19 protein-coding genes are annotated in these 21014 nt (G+C 61.5%); 10 read left to right on the top strand and 9 right to left on the bottom strand.

Annotation, left to right across the window (positions count from 1 at the left end):
• The first annotated feature begins 9 nt into the window (after positions 1-9).
• The 4 genes from NKJ73_RS05820 (at position 10) to NKJ73_RS05805 (ending at position 4171) form a co-directional block, all read left to right on the top strand.
• Complete coding sequence (locus NKJ73_RS05820) at positions 10-1197, top strand: glycosyltransferase family 9 protein (RefSeq protein WP_352568668.1); 1188 nt, start codon at positions 10-12, stop codon at positions 1195-1197.
• Positions 1187-2365, top strand: coding sequence for a glycosyltransferase family 9 protein (locus NKJ73_RS05815; RefSeq protein ID WP_352568667.1), 1179 nt, complete (start codon positions 1187-1189; stop codon positions 2363-2365). The genes NKJ73_RS05820 and NKJ73_RS05815 overlap by 11 nt, the downstream gene beginning before the upstream one ends.
• 301 nt (positions 2366-2666) lie before the next feature.
• On the top strand, positions 2667-3461 hold the full coding sequence (locus NKJ73_RS05810) for a sulfotransferase domain-containing protein (protein WP_352568666.1): 795 nt from the start codon (positions 2667-2669) through the stop codon (positions 3459-3461).
• A 14-nt stretch (positions 3462-3475) separates the two neighbouring features.
• On the top strand, positions 3476-4171 hold the full coding sequence (locus tag NKJ73_RS05805; protein ID WP_352568665.1) for a sulfotransferase family protein: 696 nt from the start codon (positions 3476-3478) through the stop codon (positions 4169-4171).
• Positions 4172-4201: 30 nt separating this feature from the next.
• Here NKJ73_RS05805 and NKJ73_RS05800 read toward each other — a convergent pair whose 3' ends face one another.
• Complete coding sequence (locus tag NKJ73_RS05800; protein ID WP_156937290.1) at positions 4202-5599, bottom strand: glycosyltransferase family 2 protein; 1398 nt, start codon at positions 5597-5599, stop codon at positions 4202-4204.
• On the opposite strand from NKJ73_RS05800, the gene NKJ73_RS05795 reads away from it, so the two are divergent.
• The 4 genes from NKJ73_RS05795 to NKJ73_RS05780 all read left to right on the top strand — a co-directional run bounded on the left by NKJ73_RS05795 (position 5516) and on the right by NKJ73_RS05780 (position 9599).
• Positions 5516-6571: a glycosyltransferase family 4 protein gene (locus NKJ73_RS05795; protein WP_210164203.1), complete on the top strand. Its 1056-nt coding sequence runs from the start codon at positions 5516-5518 to the stop codon at positions 6569-6571. The genes NKJ73_RS05800 and NKJ73_RS05795 overlap by 84 nt on opposite strands.
• A gap of 113 nt (positions 6572-6684) precedes the next feature.
• Positions 6685-7476: a glycosyltransferase family 2 protein gene (locus NKJ73_RS05790; protein ID WP_352568664.1), complete on the top strand. Its 792-nt coding sequence runs from the start codon at positions 6685-6687 to the stop codon at positions 7474-7476.
• 89 nt (positions 7477-7565) lie between these two features.
• Entirely contained in the window at positions 7566-8288 is a 723-nt protein-coding gene (locus tag NKJ73_RS05785) for a glycosyltransferase (protein WP_352568663.1), read from the top strand.
• 273 nt (positions 8289-8561) lie between these two features.
• Positions 8562-9599 (top strand): phosphatidylglycerol lysyltransferase domain-containing protein, encoded by a 1038-nt coding sequence (locus tag NKJ73_RS05780; RefSeq protein WP_352456718.1) that lies wholly within the window; start codon positions 8562-8564, stop codon positions 9597-9599.
• Between the two features lie 587 nt (positions 9600-10186).
• On the opposite strand, the gene NKJ73_RS05775 is transcribed toward NKJ73_RS05780, so the two are convergent.
• The 8 genes from NKJ73_RS05775 to NKJ73_RS05740 all read right to left on the bottom strand — a co-directional run bounded on the left by NKJ73_RS05775 (position 10187) and on the right by NKJ73_RS05740 (position 19007).
• The gene (locus NKJ73_RS05775; RefSeq protein WP_352568662.1) at positions 10187-11263 is read right to left on the bottom strand and encodes an ABC transporter ATP-binding protein; all 1077 of its coding nucleotides are present in this window, start codon (positions 11261-11263) and stop codon (positions 10187-10189) included.
• Complete coding sequence (locus NKJ73_RS05770) at positions 11260-12060, bottom strand: ABC transporter permease (RefSeq protein ID WP_023674990.1); 801 nt, start codon at positions 12058-12060, stop codon at positions 11260-11262. Before NKJ73_RS05770 ends, NKJ73_RS05775 begins: the two co-directional genes overlap by 4 nt.
• 1 nt (position 12061) lies before the next feature.
• On the bottom strand, positions 12062-12922 hold the full coding sequence (locus tag NKJ73_RS05765) for an ABC transporter permease (RefSeq protein ID WP_352568661.1): 861 nt from the start codon (positions 12920-12922) through the stop codon (positions 12062-12064).
• Between the two features lie 66 nt (positions 12923-12988).
• The gene (locus NKJ73_RS05760) at positions 12989-14008 is read right to left on the bottom strand and encodes an ABC transporter substrate-binding protein (protein WP_352568660.1); all 1020 of its coding nucleotides are present in this window, start codon (positions 14006-14008) and stop codon (positions 12989-12991) included.
• Between the two features lie 83 nt (positions 14009-14091).
• Positions 14092-15567, bottom strand: coding sequence for an aldehyde dehydrogenase (locus NKJ73_RS05755; RefSeq protein ID WP_352568659.1), 1476 nt, complete (start codon positions 15565-15567; stop codon positions 14092-14094).
• Positions 15564-16622: an LLM class flavin-dependent oxidoreductase gene (locus tag NKJ73_RS05750; RefSeq protein WP_023674994.1), complete on the bottom strand. Its 1059-nt coding sequence runs from the start codon at positions 16620-16622 to the stop codon at positions 15564-15566. The genes NKJ73_RS05755 and NKJ73_RS05750 overlap by 4 nt, the downstream gene beginning before the upstream one ends.
• A gap of 5 nt (positions 16623-16627) precedes the next feature.
• The gene (locus tag NKJ73_RS05745; RefSeq protein WP_352568658.1) at positions 16628-18427 is read right to left on the bottom strand and encodes an alpha/beta fold hydrolase; all 1800 of its coding nucleotides are present in this window, start codon (positions 18425-18427) and stop codon (positions 16628-16630) included.
• The gene (locus tag NKJ73_RS05740) at positions 18420-19007 is read right to left on the bottom strand and encodes an amino acid synthesis family protein (protein ID WP_023674996.1); all 588 of its coding nucleotides are present in this window, start codon (positions 19005-19007) and stop codon (positions 18420-18422) included. The genes NKJ73_RS05745 and NKJ73_RS05740 overlap by 8 nt, the downstream gene beginning before the upstream one ends.
• A gap of 140 nt (positions 19008-19147) precedes the next feature.
• Here NKJ73_RS05740 and NKJ73_RS05735 point away from each other — a divergent pair, with 140 nt between their 5' ends.
• The gene (locus tag NKJ73_RS05735) at positions 19148-19819 is read left to right on the top strand and encodes a GntR family transcriptional regulator (protein WP_352568657.1); all 672 of its coding nucleotides are present in this window, start codon (positions 19148-19150) and stop codon (positions 19817-19819) included.
• A 196-nt stretch (positions 19820-20015) separates the two neighbouring features.
• Complete coding sequence (gene dusA / locus NKJ73_RS05730; protein WP_352568656.1) at positions 20016-21008, top strand: tRNA dihydrouridine(20/20a) synthase DusA; 993 nt, start codon at positions 20016-20018, stop codon at positions 21006-21008.
• The last annotated feature ends 6 nt before the right edge of the window (positions 21009-21014 follow it).

Here is a 21014-nt window from a genome sequence, read left to right as displayed (position 1 = left end):
AACATCGCCGTGCAGAACAGACGAACCATCCTTCAGAAGGCAAAAACCGCCGATCTGCGCCCGCAAGGCGCCGTCGGCAAGCGGCTGCAGAAGGTTCTCGAGCGGGCAAAGGAACTTCTTAGACGTCCTTCGCGCCACGCCGACGAAAGCGCCGAACGGCATATGAGGCTGATGGAGGAAAGCGTGCAGCGTGGTGATTGGCAAACTGCTCGCGACCATGCACTGGCGCTTGGCGTGCTTGGTGAGCAGCTTGGCGATCTCGGCCTGATCAAGAAAGCGGGGCGTGGACTGAGGCGTCTCGACGGAGGAAATCGCATCTGGCAGTTGATGGCGGCGAGCAAGCAGCTGCGCGGCAGGCCCGATTGGGATGGCAGTGATCTTGCGGGTCGCACGCTTCTCGTCGATCGTCGCGAAGGCGACCTGGCGATCTTTTTCCAGTTCGCGTCTTTGCTTGGTCCAGCAGCTGCGGCTGCCGGTCGATGCATCGTCTTCGTCGAGCCGCGACTGGCACCGCTTTATCGCAGAACATATCCTGCGCTCGATGTCAGGATTGAAGGGGAAGAGGACATGGCGGCGGTGGACGCCGATGTCGTTGCCGGTTTCGAGACGCTCGCAAAGCATTTCTGGCCGGACGACCCGGCGGCACGCGCGCCCTTCGTTCCGCTGGAGCCGGACCGCCGACTGGTTGCCGAGCTGCGCGGCACCTATCTCGATGGCGGCCCAGGTCCCCTGATCGGATTTGCTTGGGGAAGCCTCAACAAGAGCAAGGATCTGCCGGCCCTGGACGATTGGCGGACGCTGTTCAGCAGTCTGCCGGGGCGCCTCGTCAGCTTGCAATATGGCGATGTCGGGCCGGCCCTCTCCGAGTTCGAGCGCCACGCGCCGGGGCGCATCATCCATGACGCTTCCGTCGACCAGTTGACGGACATGGACCGCTTTGCCGCCCAAATTGCGGCGCTCGACGCGGTGGTGACGATCAGCAATACCGGCGCCAACCTGGCCGGAGCGCTCGGCGTGCCGACGATTGTCATGCTCGACGACGGGTTTCGACTGTCCTGGCCTGCCTTCGGCGAGACCGTCGCCGCATATCCGAGCGTTCGACTGGCCCGAAAAGGCGGCCGAGCCTGGGCGTCGGCAGTGCAGGAAGCAGGCGGACGGGTCATGCAAATCATCAGCGGAGCTGGCGATGGAAGGTAGCCTACTTCTCGGCCGGTTGCGCCGCGCTGTCGCGCTTGCAGGCTACAAATACAAGGTCTGGTTCCGACGTCACCGCCGGCAGCTCTTCCTTCGCTGGCGCGACGGCGACATTGCCGATCAGATGGCGGATTATCGGCGAAGCGTCGAGTCCCGCGATTGGCCGGCGGCCCTGCCGAAAGCCCTGGCTCTTGGATCCATTGCGAAGTCGAGGGGCGAGGTCCACCTGATCGACGAGCTCAGCAAGGCGCTGATGCGGATGGGCGCTTATGGCGCAGCCGCCGAACTCAGGATCGCCCGACGCCACATCGTCAACGGCCGCGTCGATGGCGAGTGGCTGGGCCAGGATATTTCTGGCCAGACACTGCTGATTGATCTGATGGAAACCGAAAAGCAGGGTCTGGCCACCGCGATCCATCATGCGAGTTCCGTCGGCTGTGCCCTGGCGCGCGCCGCCCGCTCGATCGTGCTGGTCGAGCGCCGCCTGGTACCGCTCTTTCAGCGCACTTTTCCGACCGCCGATGTGCGGCCGGTCGGCGCTGGCGGCAAGGCCGCCTATGCCGAGGCGCAGGCCTTCGCCGGCGTCCAGCATCTGACTGCCGTTTTCGAAACCGACGAGGCGACGATCCGCGAGCATTTCGTGCCCCTTAAGCCGGATCCGGCCCGGGTCGCTGAACTTCGCGCCCGCTACCGGAAGGAAGGACGGCCGTTGGTCGGTATCGCATGGGGCAGCTCCAATCCCGGCAAAGACCTGCCGCCGCTTGCCGCCTGGCGAAACCTGATCGGCCGACCGGACCTCCGGTTCGTCTCGCTGCAGTACGGCCAGATCGAGACCGATCTGAAGATCCTGACCGACGGTGAGCCGGAGCGAATTCTTCATGACAGATCGGTCGATCAGCTCGTCGACATGGATCTTTTCGCCGCGCAGGTTGCCGCGATGGACGCCGTGGTGACCATCAGCAATACCGGAGCGCATCTGGCCGGCGCGCTCGGCATCCCCTCGGTTTTCATTCTGGGCGACGGCTTCAAACGCTCCTGGCCGGTCGAGGGCGACCGCACGCCCTACTATCCATCGGCCGTGCTGGTCTCGAAACGGGAACGCCCCTGGTCCGTGGTGATGGGCGAGGCCGAGTCCATTCTGGCGCCATGGCTCACAAAAGTGAGTGGCTAATGCATGTCGTCCAAAAGCGCGTCACTGAATACGCTTCGACGCGATGCGCATTAAGGAGTTCGGCCGACGGACCGCGGAATGGAGCGCCCGTGTCGAACAGTCGTCGCAACAGGCCAAAAAACATAAGGCATTCCGAACCGGGATATAGTAAAGGCCAATTCGCCCCGCAGAGGATCGCAATTCTTGCCGGCATTTCTGCCTTGTGTTCGAATTAGCCGTAGGCTTAGGCGCCCAGTAATGGGGTTGGTCTGGCCGGCAGCGGTTCGGGCGCCAGCTCTGATAATCTAAAGGAGGTCTCTCCATGTCCTTTCTAAACATGTCCTTTCTAAAATTTTTCCAGGCCAAAGAGCCGCCTCTTCCTCTTATCGTATCCTTTCCAAAATCGGGGCGCACGTGGCTGCGTGTCATGCTGGACGATCTCGGAGTTGAAGTTCAATACATTCACGACGGAACCGACCACAAGTTACTTCGACCGATATCGGGCCTCAAGGAGAATAAATCTCGATACAAGAAGAGAAGAACAATAATGCTTGTTCGCGATCCAAGAGATACGGTGGTCTCAGGGTACTTTCAGGTTCAGAAGCGCCACATGCTTCCAGCGGGATCGTTCAGCGATTTTATCAGAAGCGACAATCATGGGATTGAAAAGATCATCAGATTTAATCTGCATTGGTTCGCGGCCATGCCCCGGATGCGCGAAATCCGGTATCTTCAATATGAAGATATGCATCGGGATACGGCTGGTGTCCTTCGCGCGATCCTTGGATTCCTGAACCAGCAGGCTGACGATCGGACGCTTGTCGAGGTGGCGAACAACCGAACGTTCGACAAGATGAAAGTGAGTGAATCGACCGGTGATCTGTCCGATCGATACGGCAAGATATTACAGCCGCGCGATGCGAATGATCCCGAAAGCTTCAAGGTGCGCAAGGGCAAGATAGGCGGTTACGGGGAATATCTTTCCGAGGACGACGTGGCCTATTGTGACGAGCAGTTGGCTAAGTTCGAATATTGGGAGAAGCTGGACAAGGTTTTTAGCACGAACGGCTTGTGCTACGCTCGCGTCGATAACCGCGCCCGGGTCGCCTTGGGTTAGGGAGCATTGCCGACATGGTGATGCGGACCGGATTCATTTGCGGCTGCGGCCATAGCGGGACGACGTTGATTGCGACGATCCTTGCGTCGCATCCCGACGTCTACCTGCCGCTCCAGGAAACCAACATTTTCTTCAAGTGGACGCCACTGGCCATGTTCCGCTTCTGGAAACTGAAGCGGGCGGCGCTCGATGCTGGAAAGAACCTGCTGCTTGAAAAGACACCGCGGCATATCCGCCGTGTCGCCCGCATTCGCCGGCTCGTGCCCGGTGCGCGTTTCGTCATGCCGGTGCGAGATGGGCGCGACGTCGTAGCGTCCCTGATCAAACGACTTGGCGACCCAACGGAGGCTCTCGACCGCTGGATCAACGACAATGCGCTGGTTCTTGCGGAACGGGGAAAGCCGGATGTGCTGATCTATCGCTATGAGGACCTGGTCGAGAATCCGGCCAAAGTCGTCGAGCAGATATGCGGCTTTCTCGATGTAACCTTCAGCCCGGATCTCCTCGACTATCACAAGAACCCGCAGCAGTGGTTCAAGCCGACCGACGCCAGCGGCGAGACGCCGCATGCGGTGCTCCGGAACCAACAGGTCAATCAGCCGATCTATGACGGGAGCGGAAGATGGCGCTCCGAACTTGGAAACGCCGAGCTACAGGACCTGGTCCAAGGACGAGGTGCCCAGCTTATGAAAGCATTCGGTTATGCATGATGTCGGTTCGGCATCTGCTTGAAATGCCGTCTACCAATCAATTTTGTCGATCAAACCCGTTTTGAACAGGCTGTGAGCTCCTTCGTACAGCATTGACTGTTCGCTCATCGCGCTGAGAGCGGCTTTACCGCTCGATACCTCATGATACTGGCGATATTTGGAAGCGCCGTTCCAATACTGACCTTCCGCCACCGCGACCTGCGCCTTGTCGTTGAAATCGGCGAAGAACTTGAAATGAAGCAGGCCAGCCAATCCCTTTATATAGTTTCGCCAGTAGGGCAGCGGTGAGTGAATCGACGTAAAAATCGTCTGGCGATCAACATATATCAGAGGAAACTTGGTCAACTTGTGCTGCCTGGCGAAAAGCCGGGTTCTCGGGCCGCCTGTGATCTTGAGATGCCGGGGGCTCCTCGTCACCTCATAGCCGCTGCCGTCGAAATGGTCCGCAACTTGCCATGGCGGCACGATGGGATCGAAGGGTACGTCCCAGATGTTTCCGCTCGGATACATGTCGATCATCGGCGCCAGCAGGCGTGTCATTCCGCGCCGCTTGAGCCAGTCGGCCATCGCACCGAGCGGATGCTGATCCATACCGTCATAGACAAGATATTCGTCCGCATCCACGGTCAGATACCAGCGAGGCTGACCATAGATCTGCACAATCCGCTGACGCCAAAGGTTTCCCAGGTCCGACTGCGAATAGGTGATCGGCGAGCTGAATAGATCGACATCTGGCTGCTCGGCCAGAAGCTCAGCTGTTCCGTCTGTCGAGCGGTCATCGAGGACGGCGAATCTGGTGACGCCGAGTTCGCGATAGTGCTTCAGGAACGGGCGTAGCCTGTCCGCCTCGTTGCGGATGACGAGGATCAAAGGCAGGTCATTCGCTTTAAGGGGCGTTATCGGCCGCAGCGATGACACTTCTGCCCGTCTTCCGAAGGTGTGTCTCAGCCGATATATGGCGGTGTCGGTAATCGTCCGGCGGACAATGGCGGGCCAGGTTGCTTTGCTCAAGCCATCGATTCCCCTCATGGCGGTCACCGCCCGGCTGGAGCTGGCGCTGATCCGCTGTTTGCAGTTAATTTCTACATGCAGCACCGTTAGGCAAATCGCAAGCAGTTGCGGACAATGGACACAGGCCTGTTCTGAGTTCCGGCGGGTGAGCTTTCCAAGTGTTGCCGATGCGAGCTGGCCTCTATAGACATCGTCAGATGGCAACAAGGCCGGAGCCCAGACCCCATGTACGCCGGCATTCGTGGCACCGAAATTCAATTCGACAGGCCGCTCCTGTTCGTGCGCCAGCGTTATGCGCCTTTCGGTGGCGGCGAGATCATGTTGGAAAACATCATGGCCGCATTCGCCGCGCGTCAGCGGCGGGTGGCCGTGCTGTCCGGCGACTGGCCGCGTTATGAAGGCATCGAGTTCATCCATTGTGCCGGCCGCCGGTTTCCGCGTTCGCTGCGGGCGACGTCCTTTGCCCAAGCTGCCTGCCGCAAGATCGCCGAGATGCCGCCGGCGCTGGTGCAGAGCAACGATCGCCTCCCGTGCTGCGATGTCTTCCGGGCCGGGGAGGGCGTTCATGCCGCCTATCTTGCCGAGCGGCGGCGTTTCGAGACGCGGCTTGGCAGGGCGGCAATGGCGCTGAGCCCCTTTCACCGCCAGACGCTGCGCCTTGAACGTGCAACCTACGCCAGCCCGAGGCTCAAAGCTGTCATTGCCATTTCGAAGATGGTGGCAGAGGACATTGTCCGTCACTACGATTATCCGGCGGAAAATGTGCACCATATTCCCAACGGGGTGGATCTCGACCGCTTCAACCCGCAGCTGCGCCAGCAGCATCGGGCGACAATCCGCGCGCGGCTCGACGTCGACGAAAACAGGCCGGTCGTCCTGTTTGTCGGCTCGGGCTTTGCGCGAAAAGGACTTCTTGCACTGATGAAGGCGGTCGCTAGGCTCGATGGCGAGCCTGAATTGTGGGTCATCGGCCATGATTCGCGCGCCAACGCCTTCAGGCAGGCCGGTGACAGGCTCGGTCTCGGCGCACGGCTCAAGATGCTGGGGCCGCAGAAAGACATGCTGCCGTGGTACGGCGCGGCCGATATTGCCGTGCTGCCTTCCATCTATGATCCTTTCGGCACAGTGGTCATCGAAGCGATGGCCAGCGGCTTGCCCGCCGTGGTAAGCACCGGCTGTGGAGCGCGCGAGCTTGTCGAGCGGTTCGAGCCGACGCTCGTTTGCGATGCGGCCAGCGAAAGCGACCTCGCTGCAGCGCTCGCGCACGCGCTGCAGTTGTCGTCACGACCTGAGACCGCAGCCCGGGTGAGAGCGGCGGCCGAACACTATGATTTCAATGTCATGATCAAGCGAATGATGGCGCTGTATGAAGGCCTTGATCTGAAATGATTTTCGACTTTGTTGAATTAGGTTAGTACCCTCAGTGTGCTAACGGGCCGGGAGCCGATGCTGCAGATGCATTCGAATGACAGTGGCAGCTTTGATGCCGGAGCATTCTGACCGTGCCGGCGCTCTCGGTCATTATCATCACCCGCAACGAGGAGGCATCCATCGCGCAATGCCTTCGGTCGGTCCATTTTGCCGATGAGATCGTCGTTCTCGACAACAACAGCAGCGACAGAACCAGGGAGATTGCCGGTGCTCTGGGAGCAAAGGTTCTGATGACCGTTGATTGGCCCGGTTTTGGTGCGCAAAAAAACCGTGCGCTGGCCGCGGCAACGGGGGATTGGATCCTCTCGCTGGATGCCGATGAGTGGGTGGAGGCGCCGCTCGGCGCGGAAATAAGGGCCGCAATCGCCGACCCAAAAGCCAATGACGGCTTCGAAATACCGAGAAGATCGCGCTTTTGCGGGCACATTGTCCGCCATAGCGGCTGGTCGCCCGATCTGGTGCTCAGGCTCTTCCGTCGCCGCTCCGGGCGGTTCAGCGACGACACCGTGCACGAGAAGGTATTGGTGAACGGGAAGGTCAGCCGATTGTCTCAGCCGATCGAGCACGATTCCATTACCGACTTGGCAGATGCCCACGACAAGATCGGCCGGTACGCAGAAGCGTCCGCCGCGCAACTGCTTGCCGAGGGCAAAAAAAGCTCGATAGGCAAGGCGGTTTTGCGCTCGGTCTGGGCCTATGTGCGCAGCTATATTTTCCGGCTGGGATTTCTGGACGGTTCCATTGGTGCGATGGTGGCCGCGTATTCGGCCAGCTACACCTATCAGAAATGGGCCCGTGTCGCATTGGGAATGCGAGGCCCGGTCCACCCAAAAAGCAACGCTGAGGCCAGGACAAATCTGTGAGAAACCGGCTTGGTTGACCGCAAATGTTGCCGAGCCATCGCCAACTAGTTAGTGTACGACCGTAAAAATCGAAAGCCAGGGTAGTGAATATGACTGATGCGTTTAGGGTATTTATCGGATGGGACAGCCGTGAGCCGATCGCGTACGACGTCGCGCGACACTCGCTGCTCAAACATGCGTCGGCGCCTGTCTCCGTCATTCCGATCAAACAGGACGAGATGCGTGCCCGCGGGCTATATTGGCGGGAAAAAGATCCGCTCGCCTCAACGGAGTTCACCTACACGCGCTTCCTCACGCCCTTTCTCGCCGACTACACGGGTTGGGCCCTGTTTTGCGATTGCGATTTCCTGTGGCTTGGTGATGTCGCAGGCCTGCTGAAATATACGGACTCGGACAAGGCGGTCTATTGCGTCCAGCATGACTATACGCCGAAGGCCACAACCAAGATGGATGGTGTGGTCCAGACGTCCTATCCTCGGAAAAACTGGTCGTCGCTGATGCTGTTCAATTGCGCGCATCCTTCGGTCAGATCGCTCACGCCAGAGGTCGTGAATCAGGAAAGTGGCGCCTATCTTCACCGAATGCAGTGGGTTGCCGACAAAGATTTGGGCTCATTGCCGGTAGAGTGGAATTGGCTCGAAGGTTGGAATGAAAAGCCTGCGGTCGGCACACCTAAGGCGGTCCACTATACCAGCGGCGGCCCGTGGTTTGCCGAATGGCAGAATGTCGACTACGCTGATTTGTGGATAGCAGAACGCGACGAGTTCCTGGCTTCCTATCAAGCGGAATCTTCGCAGAGCGCCGTTCGATAAGAACATCGTGTTGGCAGGTGACCTGGGCGCTTCCGAAAGTGGCATTGATTTTCGTGTCGCCAAGGGCGCAGCAACCAGCCGTCAGGCGCTGGGCGTCGACAACAATGCATGTTGCCGCCTGGGGGCGGGACCGAGGCAGATTGCGCCTACGAATCTGGCGGCTCCGGCCGGGTAAACATGCCGCGCTGAGATAAGGATCAGCTCGCGGCAATATGATCGGTTTTGGGGTCCGTCAGCTCTTTCATCGGCCTAGCCGGCACGCGAAAGTCGACCATGCCGTCACTGCGAAGACGCCTCGATCGTTTCCTGGAGAACCGCGGGCCTAAAATACCGCGGCTGCAGCTGAACCATGTCGAGCGCCTGGCGCTGGTCCGTCGCCACGGTGATTTTTCCCTTGCCTATTCGACCGCCGTGCAGAAGGGGCTTCACTACTTCGGCGATGCCCAGGGCTACATCGCTTACGGCAGCAAAACGCGACATCATTTCGCGCTCGGTGATCCAGTGGCTGCCCCGGCCGATCGGCGCGACTATATCAGACGTTTCATCGAGGTTGCCGGCAGCCCGTGGTTCGTGCAGATCGGCGACCAGACGGCGCGCGTGCTTGCCGGGCTTGGCTATCAGGTCAACCGCCTCGGCGTCGACACCAGGCTTGTCCTGCCCAGACACGACTTTTCCGGAAAGCGCAATGAGACAGTGCGCTATTCCGAACGCTGGCTCTTGAAGAAGGGTTTTTCCTTCGCAGAGGACAACGGGACTGTCTTCCTCGACGAGATTGCCAGGCTCTCCCAGAATTGGCGGGCCGACCGCATCGTCAAGCGCTGGGAGATGAGATTTCTCAACAGGCCCTTTGCCGATCACCTTGGCGTCGATATGCGCCGTTTCGTCCTGCACGGTCCGGATGGGGAGCTCGTGGCCTTGCTGGATTTCGATCCGCTGTTCAGCGACGGCAAGGTCATCGGCTACACCACCTCGTTCAAGCGCAAGCACATCGATGCCTCGGCGCATGCCGAGATCGGCCTGACCAAATTCGCGGTCGACCGCTTTCGCGATGAAGGTGTTTCCGTCGTCACCCTAGGCCTGTCGCCGCTTGTCGAAATCGGACCTAGCGGGTTTGCCGAAAGCGATTTCTGGCGGCACGCCTTCCAGCGTGCCTATGACTCCCTCTGGGTCAATCGCACCCGCTTCAATCTGCAGGGGCAGGCGGCCTTCAAGCGCCGGTTCCATGGTGTCGAAGAGCCGACCTATCTTGCCTTTCGCAAGGGGACCTTTTTCGAAGCGCTTTCTCTGCTCCGGCTGATCAGGGCCGTCTAGTGCCTAGTGGCTGAGCGCTCGTCGTCTCCTAGTATCGTCGACCTCACACCGGTCAGGCTCGTTGTTTAGGTGGGAAAGGAATGCCGCGGCGGGAAGCAAAAGACCGGCTGCGAATCGCCGGCCCATTCTGCGGCGTCCCCCAGTCCCGCCGGGCACGTTTGGCAGCCTGAGAACGGCTTCGCGTCAGCGCCAAGGGGTCGGATTTACGGTTGCTGCAGCGTACCGCCGGGAATAACGAGGGTACCCTGGCCTGGCCTTGAGTATCTGAAGCCTATGAAGAACAAAGCAACGATGATCAAACAAATGACGATGACCGCGACGACGCTGCCAGGATGGTGTCCGGTATCTGGCGGTTGGACCATTGCCTTCCCGTATGGCTATCGCCGCTGACCTTCTTCATCTTCCAACCGAGCATGACGACTGTCAATGGATACGGGAGTTGCGCCCGCCATCCAATCAGCCGACTGCAGCGTCGATCACGTTGCGCGTTGCTGACCGAAGCTGATGATGGACCTAACCACAGCTTGTCCCCAAGCACGCTTCCATCGCTGCGAAGCGTTGAAGGGCGGCGATCCACCGCGGCTTAGTCAGGCCGGAAACAGGAATGCAGCAGCGGGATCGAAAAAGACCTGCCGGCTGCAGGGCCACACATCCTGCGATTGCATGGCGGCGGAGGTCGGCCTGATGTCAACCTCCTGTCCAGCGGCGATGCGCGCGACGATCCGCCGGCGCTCGCCGTAAAATGCGATGTCGACGATCTCGACATTCAGTTCCGCGCTCGCCGGGCTCCGCTCCATGCTAAAGGCTTCGGGCCGGATCATCAGCCTGGTCTTCTGGCCTTTGCCGAACGTGCCGTTGGCCCTGACTCCGGATATCACCGAACCGTCTGTCATGCGGATCGTTGTCGTGCCGTTGGTGGTGCCGAGATGTTCGGCGGCGAGGAAATTCGAATTGCCGATGAAGCCGGCGACGAAATCGGTCGCCGGCCTGAGATAGAGATCCTCGCCGGTGCCGGTCTGCTCGATGCGGCCATCCTTGAACAGGGCGATTCGGTCCGACAGATGCAGCGCCTCTTCCTGATCGTGGGTGACGTAGAGAATGGTGACGCCGGTCTGGCGATGGATGCGGCGGATTTCGCCCTGGATTTCCTCGCGCAGCTTCTTGTCGAGCGCCGACAATGGCTCGTCCATCAAAAGGATCGGAGGATCGTAGGCCAGCGCCCGGGCCAGCGCGACGCGCTGCTGCTGGCCGCCCGACAGCGCACCGGGTAAGCGTCCGGCAAAGCTTTCGAGCCGCACCAGGGCCAGCATGTCGGCGACCTTTTTCTTCACGTCGGCGTCCGGCCGGCGGCGAACCCGCAGCGGAAAAGCGACGTTTTCGGCCACCGTCAGATGCGGAAACAGCGTGTAGCGCTGGAAGACCATGCCGATGTTGCGCTTATGCGAAGGCACTGCAAGCAGTGATTTTCCTTCCAGCAAGACATCGCCGGAAGTCGGGTCCTGAAAGCCGGCGATCGCGTAGAGCGTCGTCGATTTTCCCGAACCGGAGGGCCCGAGGAAGGTCAGGAACTCGCCCCTGGGAATGTCCAGCGTGACGTCGTGCACGGCGACGATCGCCCCGAACGCCTTGCGCAGATTGCGGATGGAGAGGAAAGGGTGGGTCATGTCCGGAACTTTCGGTGCAGCAGCGCCGTCATCACCATCAGGGCAAGCGTCAGCCCGACCAGCAGGCTGGAGGCAGCGGCGATCACCGGACTGAGGTCCGACCGCAGACTGCCCCAGATCTTGACGGGCAAGGTTTGCAAGCTGGGGCTGGCCATGAAGATCGCCACCACGACTTCGTCCCACGAGGCGAGGAAGGAAAAGATCGCGGCGGAGAAGATGCCGATCCGGATCGACGGCAAGGTGATCCTGAGCCTGGCCTCGAGCGGGCTTGCCCCGCAGACGATTGCCGCGTCCTCGATCGACTTGTCGAACCCTTCGAGCGCGGTGGCGATCGGAATGATGGCGAAGGGCAGCGCCAGCACGGTGTGGGCGATGACGAAGCCGATGGTGGTGCCGCCGAGGCCAAGGCGAAGGAAGAAGGCGTAGATGGCGATGGCGAAGACAACGACGGGCAGCACCATCGGCGTCAGCAGCAGGCCGCGCAGGATCTCACGTCCGGCAAACCGTCCGCGAACCAGGGCAAAGGAGGCGAGCAGGCCGATCGCTACTGCCAGGATCGCCGTCATGGTGGCGATTCGGGCGCTGGTCAGCGCGGCGTTGAGCCAAGCCGGATCGGCAAAAAGCTCCTGGTACCATTTGAGCGTCCAGCCGGGCGGCGGAAAAGCCAGCCAGCGCGACGAGCCGAAGGAGAGCAGGACGATGAAAACCACCGGCAACAGAAGAAAGCCGGCGACCAGCGCGGTGAAGCCGAGCAGGGCAACCCGTAGCCAACCCATGCGGTCATAGTCGAGCAGCATCTCAGATGCCTCCGCTCGTGCGCCTGGCACCGACAAGGCGCAGCTGCAGTGCGTAGAGAACCATGGTGACGACAAGCAGGATGAAGGCAGCGGCGCTGCCGAGCCCCCAGTTGAGCAGCGACTGGACCATTTGCGCGATCATTTCGGCAAGCATCATGTTCGACGTGCCGCCGAGCAGTGCCGGCGTTACGAAGTAGCCGAGCGACATGACGAAGACCATCAGGCCGCCGGCCGCGACGCCGGGCAGCGACAGCGGCACGAGGATGCGGCGGAACGCCTGGAAAGGGCTTGCGCCGCACAGCGACGCCGCACGCAGCGTCATCGGATCGATCGCCCGTAACGTGCCGACCAGCGGCAGGATCATGAAGGGCAGCATGATATAGACCATGCCGATGGTGACGCCGGTGAGATTGTTGATGAGCGGCAGCGGGTGGTCGATGACGCCGATGGTCATCAGCGTCCGGTTGATCACGCCGGTACGCTGCAGGAGCACCATCCAGGCATAGGTGCGGGTGAGCAGGTTCGTCCACATCGACAGAATGATGATGCCGAAGATGATCGAGGCCAGTCCCGAAGGCATGATCGCCAGCATCCAGGCGACCGGAAAGGCGACAAGGACCGTGGCGACGGTGACCAACGCCGCGACCAGGAATGTGTTGAAGAACACCCGCGCATAGGTGCCGTCACCAAGCAGGGCCGCATAGTTCTGCAAGCCTGGCTCGGGCTCCGTGACACTGCGCAAAAGCAGCGCCAGCACGGGGACGACGAAGAACAGCACAATCAGAATCAGGGCCGGCAGCAGGCCATTGAGACCTGCCGGCACCCGCACCGTTCCAAGGTTCCGGCGTGTTTCGACCGACATGACAGCGACCCGGCTACGGGACGAGACGGAGCGAACCGTCTCGTCCATTGCGGTTCAAGGGCGGGCTTATTTCGCCTGCCAGGCATACCAGCGCGCGGCGATGGTGTCGCGATTGGCGGCCCAGTAGTTCATGTCGAGATTGATCTGTCCGTCGACATGAGCGTCCGGCAGCGATTTCACGGCATCGGCCGGCATCTCTGCCTTGGCCTTGGTGTTGATCGGCGCATAACCGCTGGTTTCGGCAAATTTGGCCTGGCCGGCGGGGCTGCTCGCCGCGGCGAGGAATTTCATCGCCGTATCCTTGTTCTTGGCACCCTTCGGTACCACCAGAACGTCGGCGGCGGTCAGGTTCTGATTCCAGGAGACGCCGACATCGGCGCCATCCTTGTCCAGTGCGAAGACGCGGCCGTTCCACAGCTGGCCGAACGTCGCTTCGCCGGATGCGATCAATTGCTGCGACTCCGCCCCGCCGCTCCACCAGACGATGTCCGACTTGATGGTGTCGAGTTTCTTGAAGGCGCGATCGAGATCCAGCGGATAGAGCTTGTCCGCCGGGACACCATCGGCCAGCAGCGCGATCTCGATGACACCGGGCGCCGACCATTTGTAGAAGGTCCGCTTGCCCGGGAACTTCGTCAGGTCGAACATGTCGGCCCAGCCGGCCGGTTCACCCGAAACGGCGCCCTTGTTCCAGGCGAGCACGAAGGAATAGTAGAAACTGCCGACGGCGTGATCGGTGGTGAAGCGCGGATCGAGGTCGGCCTTCGGCACGGCCTTGAAGTCGATCGGCTCGAGCAGACCGTCCTTGGCCGCCTTGATGGCGAAATCCATCTCGACATCGACGACGTCCCAGTTGACACTGCCGCTGTCGACCATCGCCTTCAGCTTGCCGTAGTCGGTCGGGCCGTCCTGCATGACCTTGATGCCGGATGCAGCGGTGAACGGCTCGGCCCAGGATTTGGTCTGCGCTTCCTGGGTCGTCCCGCCCCAGCTGGTGAACACCATGTCCTCGGCTTTTGCGGCCGTCGTTGCCAGAACTGTCGTTGCAATAAATCCGGCAAGGAAGCCGGTGATGATCAGTTTCATGTCGTTCTCCTCTGTTGTTTTCGTTGTTGTCTGTTCGCGATCGGTCGTTTTCGCCTTGATCGCGCATCTCCGGCCAGCGGCGGCTACCGCATGACAAAAGGATCGGGAATCGGGTCGTCGGAGGTGCGTATCCACACCGATTTCGAACGCGTGTAGTCGCGGATCGCATCGAGGCCGCCCTCGCGGCCGAGCCCGGATTGGCCGTAGCCGCCAAACGGAACCAGCGGCGAGACCGCCCGATAGGTGTTGATCCAGACCACGCCGGCATGGATGCCGCGCGCCATGCGGTGGGCTTTTGCCAGATTGGTGGTGAACACGCCGGACGCCAGGCCGAACTTCGTGTTGTTGGCGAGCGAAAGCGCTTCAGCTTCGCTGTCGAAGGCTAGCACACAGAGCACCGGGCCGAAGAGCTCTTCGCGCACGCAGGCAAGGGTCTGATCAGGCGCGTCGATAATCGTCGGCGCGTAATAGAAGCCGTCCGCCATGCCCGCGGGGCGGATGCCGCCGGTGACCAGTTGCCCGCCCGCGGCCAGGCTTTCAGCAATGATCTTCTCTATCCATTCGCGCTGGCGCGAGGTGGCGAGCGGTCCCATTTCGATCGCGGGATCCTGCGGATCGCCAATCCTGATCGCCTCGGCTTTGCGCTTGAGCCGGGCGAGGAATTCGTCCTTCACGGAGCGCTGGACCAGCAGCCGCGAGCCGGCGACGCAGCTCTGGCCGGTGGCAGCGAAGATGCCGGCAACGACCGCGTTGGCGGCGCTGTCCAGATCGGCATCGGCAAACACCACGACCGGGCTTTTGCCGCCGAGCTCGAGCGTCGTGAAGGCGAGGTTTTCCGCCGTATTCCTGACGATCTGCCGAGCGGTCGAGGGACCGCCGGTGAAGGCGACGCGGGCGACGAGCGGATGACTGGTCAGCCGGTGACCGCAATCGTGGCCGAAGCCGGTCAGGATGTTCACGGTCCCGGCGGGAAATCCCGCCTCATGGACGAGTTCGGCGAAGGCCAGCAACGGGGCAGGGCCGTCTTCCGATGCTTTCAGAACGATGGTGCAGCCGGCCGCCAGCGCCGGCCCGAGCTTGACGGCGGACAGGAAGAGCTGCGAGTTCCACGGCACAATGGCGGCGACGACGCCAATTGGCTCCGGCCGGATGGTCACTTCCATGTCGGCCTTGTCGATGGGGACAAACGAGCCCTCGTGCTTGTCGGCCAGCCCGCCATAATAGCGGTAATAGTCGCCGACATAGGCGATCTGGGCGCGGGTCTCGCGGATGATCTTGCCGGTATCGCGCGTCTCGAGTTCCGCCAGCCGGTCGGCATTGGCGACCACCAGATCGCTGAGCCGCACCAGAAGCTTGCCGCGTGCCGTTGCCGTCATTGCCGGCCACGTGCCTGAGCCAAGCGCCCGGTGAGCAGCTTCGACGGCGCGGTCGACGTCATCAGACGATGCAGCGGGCATCTTCGCCCATGGCGCGCCCGTCGAGGGATCGATGCTGTCGAAGGTCGCCGCCACTTCGACGAAGCTGCCGTCAATATAGTTCCTGAATTGAGTGGTGCTCATCGCAACCCAGCTTTCGGCTCGGAAAAGGCCGGCATCACCCTGTCGATGAAGAGCTGCAGCGATTTCTTCTTGCGCCGATGGGAAAGGCCGCTGTCGATCCAGATCGAATACTGATCGTAGCCGAGCGCTTCGTAGGCTTTCAGCCTGGCGATCACCTCGTCGGCTTCGCCAATGACCAGGTTCTGCTTGATCTTGTCAGGCGCATATTGCGGCATGGCCGCGATCTCGTCTTCGGTCAGCGCTTCCATTATGCCCTGGTGCACCGGCTTCTTGTTCTGGAACCAGGCGCCGAACTGGCAGTAGAACTGCGACAGATCCTGCGCGAGCCGGTCAGCCTCCGCGGCATCCTCGGCGACGAAAGTATGCATCAGCAGCATGATCTCCGGCCTTGGTACGTCGGGGTGGGCATTACACGCTGCGTTGAAACGCTCCATCAGGCTGGCCACTTCGCCATCGCCGGAGGCAAGCGGCGTCACCTGGACGTTGCATTTGCTGGAAACCGCAAAGTCGTGCGAGTTCGGATCGCGTGCGGCCACCCAGATCGGCGGATAAGGCTTTTGCAGCGGCTTGGGCGACGAGGTGGTCGACGGAAACGACCAGAACTCGCCGGCGAGTTCGAAATCACCATCCCAAAGGCCGCGGATCGCCGGCACCATCTCGCGCATACGCTGGCCGGCACCCCAGGCCTCGAGGCCCGGGAAAAGTCGCTGGTATTCGTAAGCGTAGGCGCCGCGCGCAATGCCGATGTCGAGACGGCCGCCGGTGACGACGTCGGCCATCGCTGCTTCGCCGGCAAGCTTGATCGGGTGCCAGAACGGCGCGACGATGGTTCCTGTTCCGAGCCGGATGCGCCTGGTTTTGGCGGCGAGCCAGGCGATGTTGATGAACGGGTTCGGCGAGATGGTGAATTCCATCCCGTGATGCTCGCCGATCCAGGCAGTCTCGAATCCTGCCTCTTCCGCCTGCAGAACCAGCTCCTCCAGCTCGCCGACAAGCTCGGAATGCGGCTTTGCCAGATCCGATCGCTCCATGTGCACGAAAAGCGAAAACTTCATCGGTTTCACCCGCGGCCGGAAAGAGGAATTTGAGAAGGCGAGGGCTTGGCGAGCGGCCGGACTTCACCTTCGACCTCGTTGCCGACATAGACGCCGAATGCATCTTCCGTACGTTCGCGCGCATAGCGGGCAAGCATCGAACGCACTGCGGGATCGGCGATCTTCAGATCCGCGATCTTCTCGATGTCGACAAGCCGCATCTGGCGATCGTCGGAATAGGATCCCTCGACCGTTCCGCGATAATAAACATGCGTGCGCCAGGGTTCGGCGGCATCGTCCCACACCGCGAACAGGAAGCCGAGCTGGGCGTCTATGGCCCTGGCGGCAAGGCGCCCCTTGAGGCTGCGCGCATCGTTGGGCGTGCCCAGTCCGCGCCCCGCAGGCAATTCATAAATCCCGTCGGCCGTTGCGAAGAACAGCACACGGCCCTCGTTCTCGAGAATGGCGCCGACCTCCGTATCGGGGGGCGCCGCCGCCAGCGCCTCCTGGCTGAGGCCAGGCGTGACGTAGGTGCCTCTGCAATAACCGAGGGGCTGGGCTCCGTTGTGGCTGAAGTCGCGGACGCGGCCGATGAGGATCGAGTGATCGCCAGCATCGACCAGCTGCTCCATGCCGCAATCGAACACCGCAACGCAGCCGTCGATCAGCGGATTGCCAGTGCGGCCCGGTTGCCAGCTCACGGCCGCGAACTTGTCCGCTGCTTTGGAAGCGAAGATGCCGGAATGGGCCTTCTGGTCCTCTGACAGGATGTTGATGGCGAAACCTCTCGACGTCGAAAAAGCACTGTGCCCCAGCGCCCTCTTGGCGATGCAGACAAGCACCAGCGGCGGCTCGAGCGAGACCGAGGTGAAGGAGTTGGCGGTGAAGCCGCGCGGTTCGCCTTCCGCGCTGATCGTGGTGACGATGGTGACGCCGGTCAGGAACGAGCCGAGTGCGCGCCGGAATTCGCCGCTGTCAAAGACTGCATCCGTCTCCGGCTTCACGCCAGCGTCTCCTTCCGTGTCGAGAAATTCCATGATGTGTTTGGTCACTTTTTCAGGTGAAGCCATTGCCATCATGTGCCTTTCTCCATTGAGCACGAGGCATTGACCGTGCGGCGCAAGCCTCGCCATCGCCGCCGACATGGCCGGGGTCGAATTGCTGTCTTGCGACCCGGTCATGAACAGGGCTGGTGCGGCAAGACCGGGGAGAGCATCGGCATGCTCGGCATCGGCACGGGCAAAGAGGCGATAGGTGCGCGCGTAGCCTTCGGGTTCGACCCTTTCAAGGGCGGCGCGCGCTGTGGTGGCCGCCCCGATAAGGTTCGCCGGCAGCGGGTCGCCGAACCAGCGGGCAAGCGTAGCCGCAATAGCGGAAGGGTTGCCACGAGGGCCAAGCGCGGCCGCCCGCTCGCGCACGGCCTGCGTCAAGGCCGCGGGGCGGCGGAACACCGCGTTGAGGCACACGATGGCGCGAACGCGCAAAGGGGCGCGAAGGGCGATTTCCAGTGCGACCAGCGCGCCCATCGAATGGCCGACGATCGACACCGACGCCACGCCAAGATGGTCGAGCAGGCGAACCGCCTGATCGGCGAAATCCGACAGGCTGGCTTCTTCCGGCGGCAGCGGTGAAACGCCGTGGCCGAGCATGTCGATGGCGATCAGGTCATGATGGTCTTTCATCGCCGCGATCTGATCGTGCCAGATCGCGGCGTTCATGCCGACACCGTGAATGAGCAGAACCGGCGCGCCGGAGCCGGCGCGGATGAAGCCGGTGCCGTCCGGAGCCGTGTCCCGGACCCATGCGGTGGCAGCGACGTCAGCCATGCAGGTCTCCGACCTCCTTGAGGTCCTGATAGCGGTCGCCGATACGATGGTGCGGGCGGCCACCAATCGAAGCGCCAAGCGCCACTACCAGCTCATCGGGCGCTGGCGCGTCGCCGATTTGGAAATGTACGGTCAGATAGTGGGAGCGGCGGCCTTCGTCGTTCTTGTCCATCAGCGGGATCATGATCGGGGTGTTCGGCCCTCCGCGCAGATTGGTGAAGGCGAGATAGGTCTTGGCGCCGACCGCGCGACGGTAATGGTTGCCGAAATGCAGCGTATGGATCAGCGCCGATGCATGCTCGATCTCGCCCGCCGTGCCGCAGACCGCGGCCTTGCCATAACCCTCTATCGCCTCGCCGGAACCGGCGACGGCGATGATTTCGCGGGTCAGCAGTTCACCGAGGACGGGAGCAATAGCGCGGATCTCCGGCGACAGGTCGTCGGTGAAACCGCGGCCGGCCCAGGGATTTGTCAGCACAGCCGCGACACCGATCAGACGCAGCGGTTTTGGGGCTTCCTTGCCGCCCTCGATTAACGTGTTCTCGATGTACGTGACGATCTTTCGAATGGCTGGTTTCATGAAAGTCCTCGGTCGCCACGGCGCTGTGCAACGCCGAAATCTTTACATCATCTTATGGTATACCATACTATGGAGCACCAGAAGCCTTGTCAATCGGCTATGGAATCTGTTTTGTGGCCGGATCGGGGTAGGGAGAGAAAATGTCAGGCGATACGCTGCGGATCGACCGCTCTGCCAAGACGCTGAGAACGCTGGCGCTGGAGCGCATGCGTGAAGCGATCATGGGCTTCTATTTCCAGCCTGGTGAAAGGCTGGTCGAGCGGCCGCTATGCGATCAGCTCGGGGTGAGCCGTTCCGTCGTGCGCGAGGTCCTGCGGCAGCTGGAGGCGGAAGGCCTGGTGCAGATGATACCGGGCCACGGACCCGCCGTGGCCAAGCCGGATCTCGGCCGCACCGACGAAATCTATGAATTGCGGGCGCTGCTCGAGGGCATCGCGGCGCGGGCTTGCGCCCTAACGGCCACGGACGCGCAGATCGCTTTGCTCGATGCCGCCTTGAGGAACCTGCTTGAGGCGTGGGCGTCCGGTGCGCCTGTCGAGGTGATGCGGGCAACGACCAAGTTCTACGAAACGCTGTTCGAGGCGGCGGACAAGCGCATTGCCTGGGAAATCGTGACGGGGCTGAATGTCCGCATCAACCAGCTCCGCTCAATGACGATCGCGTCGGAGAACCGCCGCGAGCCGGCGATCGCCGAAATGACCGAAATCATGGATGCAATCCGGTCGCGCAAGCCGGACGAGGCGGAGGAGGCGGCGCGGCGGCATGTCGAATCCGCGTGGCAGATCGCCCGCAACACGCTTCGCCTTGGCTGACTGGTATGCCGCCGGCGGTCCATCGTTCCACGGCAGGCATCTAACTGGTGCGTACAGTGACATGTGTGACATGCCAATTTGCTTTCAGTTGCGGCGGCAAAATCGTATATCGGGTCAGTTAGGTGTGCATCTCTTGCCAAATTGCTCTGTCATTCGAACGGAGTATCGGACGGACTGAGACAGAAAAAATAGTAAAATGAATATGTTACGCCACAAAGTTGCCGTGGCGCCGATGATGGATTGGACGGACCGGCACTGCCGGTTCTTCCATCGCCAGCTGACGCGCGAGGCGCTACTCTATACCGAGATGGTGGTGGCCGATGCGGTCATCCACGGCGCACGCGAGCGGCTGCTCGGCTTCGACGACAGCGAACATCCGGTTGCGCTGCAACTCGGCGGCGCCGATCCGGGAAAGCTGGCCGAGGCGGCGCGCATCGGCGAAACCTTCGGCTATGATGAAATCAACCTCAATGTCGGCTGCCCGTCCGACCGCGTCCAGTCGGGCACCTTCGGCGCCTGCCTGATGAAGACGCCCGTGCTCGTCGCGGATTGCGTCGCGGCAATGAAGGCGGCGGTGAAAATACCGGTTACCGTCAAGTGCCGCATCGGCGTCGATGAGCAGGATCCGGAACCGGCACTCGATGCGTTGGCCGATGCTGTTTTCGCGGCCGGCGCCGACGCGCTGTGGGTGCACGCCCGCAAGGCCTGGCTGGAAGGACTGAGCCCAAAGGAAAATCGTGACATCCCACCGCTCGACTATGACCGCGTCTATCGGCTGAAAGCCAGAAAACAAAACAAATTCATCGGCATCAACGGTGGCATTCAATATCTCGCAGAGGCGCTGACGCATCTCGACCATGTCGATGGCGCCATGCTCGGCCGCGCCGCCTATCACACGCCAGGGATACTGACCGGCATCGATGCCGCGTTTTACGGCAGCACAGCTGAGTCGTTCGATTTTGCCGCACTGATCGATGCCATGGCGGATTACGCGTCACGCCATATCGAGCAGGGCGGACGGCTCGGGCATGTCACCCGGCACATGGTCGGGCTGTTTCACGGCCTGCCCGGTGCACGCCGCTATCGGCAGATCCTGTCCACCGAGGCGACAAAGCCCGGTGCCGGACCGGAGGTGATCAAGACGGCTTTCGCAGAGGTCGATTTCGGCCGGACCGCAGAGGCGGCCTGAGGAAAA

It is taken from the genome of Mesorhizobium sp. M0074 (assembly GCF_040322975.1).
Taxonomy (GTDB): domain Bacteria; phylum Pseudomonadota; class Alphaproteobacteria; order Rhizobiales; family Rhizobiaceae; genus Mesorhizobium.
The sequence above is the reverse complement of the archived record's forward strand: the minus strand, read 5'-3'. Positions and strand labels throughout refer to the sequence as shown.

Bases quoted from the DNA above. Each gene is read 5' to 3' on its own strand.
- NKJ73_RS05815 (WP_352568667.1), top strand. From the start codon at position 1,187: ATGGAAGGTAGCCTACTTCTCGGCCGGTTGCGCCGCGCTGTCGCGCTT.
- NKJ73_RS05810 (WP_352568666.1), top strand. From the start codon at position 2,667: ATGTCCTTTCTAAACATGTCCTTTCTAAAATTTTTCCAGGCCAAAGAG.
- NKJ73_RS05805 (WP_352568665.1), top strand. From the start codon at position 3,476: ATGGTGATGCGGACCGGATTCATTTGCGGCTGCGGCCATAGCGGGACG.
- NKJ73_RS05795 (WP_210164203.1), top strand. From the start codon at position 5,516: ATGGCCGCATTCGCCGCGCGTCAGCGGCGGGTGGCCGTGCTGTCCGGC.
- NKJ73_RS05800 (WP_156937290.1), bottom strand. From the start codon at position 5,599: ATGGATGAACTCGATGCCTTCATAACGCGGCCAGTCGCCGGACAGCAC.
- NKJ73_RS05785 (WP_352568663.1), top strand. From the start codon at position 7,566: ATGACTGATGCGTTTAGGGTATTTATCGGATGGGACAGCCGTGAGCCG.
- NKJ73_RS05780 (WP_352456718.1), top strand. From the start codon at position 8,562: ATGCCGTCACTGCGAAGACGCCTCGATCGTTTCCTGGAGAACCGCGGG.
- NKJ73_RS05775 (WP_352568662.1), bottom strand. From the start codon at position 11,263: ATGACCCACCCTTTCCTCTCCATCCGCAATCTGCGCAAGGCGTTCGGG.
- NKJ73_RS05770 (WP_023674990.1), bottom strand. From the start codon at position 12,060: ATGCTGCTCGACTATGACCGCATGGGTTGGCTACGGGTTGCCCTGCTC.
- NKJ73_RS05765 (WP_352568661.1), bottom strand. From the start codon at position 12,922: ATGTCGGTCGAAACACGCCGGAACCTTGGAACGGTGCGGGTGCCGGCA.
- NKJ73_RS05760 (WP_352568660.1), bottom strand. From the start codon at position 14,008: ATGAAACTGATCATCACCGGCTTCCTTGCCGGATTTATTGCAACGACA.
- NKJ73_RS05755 (WP_352568659.1), bottom strand. From the start codon at position 15,567: ATGAGCACCACTCAATTCAGGAACTATATTGACGGCAGCTTCGTCGAA.
- NKJ73_RS05750 (WP_023674994.1), bottom strand. From the start codon at position 16,622: ATGAAGTTTTCGCTTTTCGTGCACATGGAGCGATCGGATCTGGCAAAG.
- NKJ73_RS05745 (WP_352568658.1), bottom strand. From the start codon at position 18,427: ATGGCTGACGTCGCTGCCACCGCATGGGTCCGGGACACGGCTCCGGAC.
- NKJ73_RS05740 (WP_023674996.1), bottom strand. From the start codon at position 19,007: ATGAAACCAGCCATTCGAAAGATCGTCACGTACATCGAGAACACGTTA.
- NKJ73_RS05735 (WP_352568657.1), top strand. From the start codon at position 19,148: ATGTCAGGCGATACGCTGCGGATCGACCGCTCTGCCAAGACGCTGAGA.
- dusA (WP_352568656.1), top strand. From the start codon at position 20,016: ATGAATATGTTACGCCACAAAGTTGCCGTGGCGCCGATGATGGATTGG.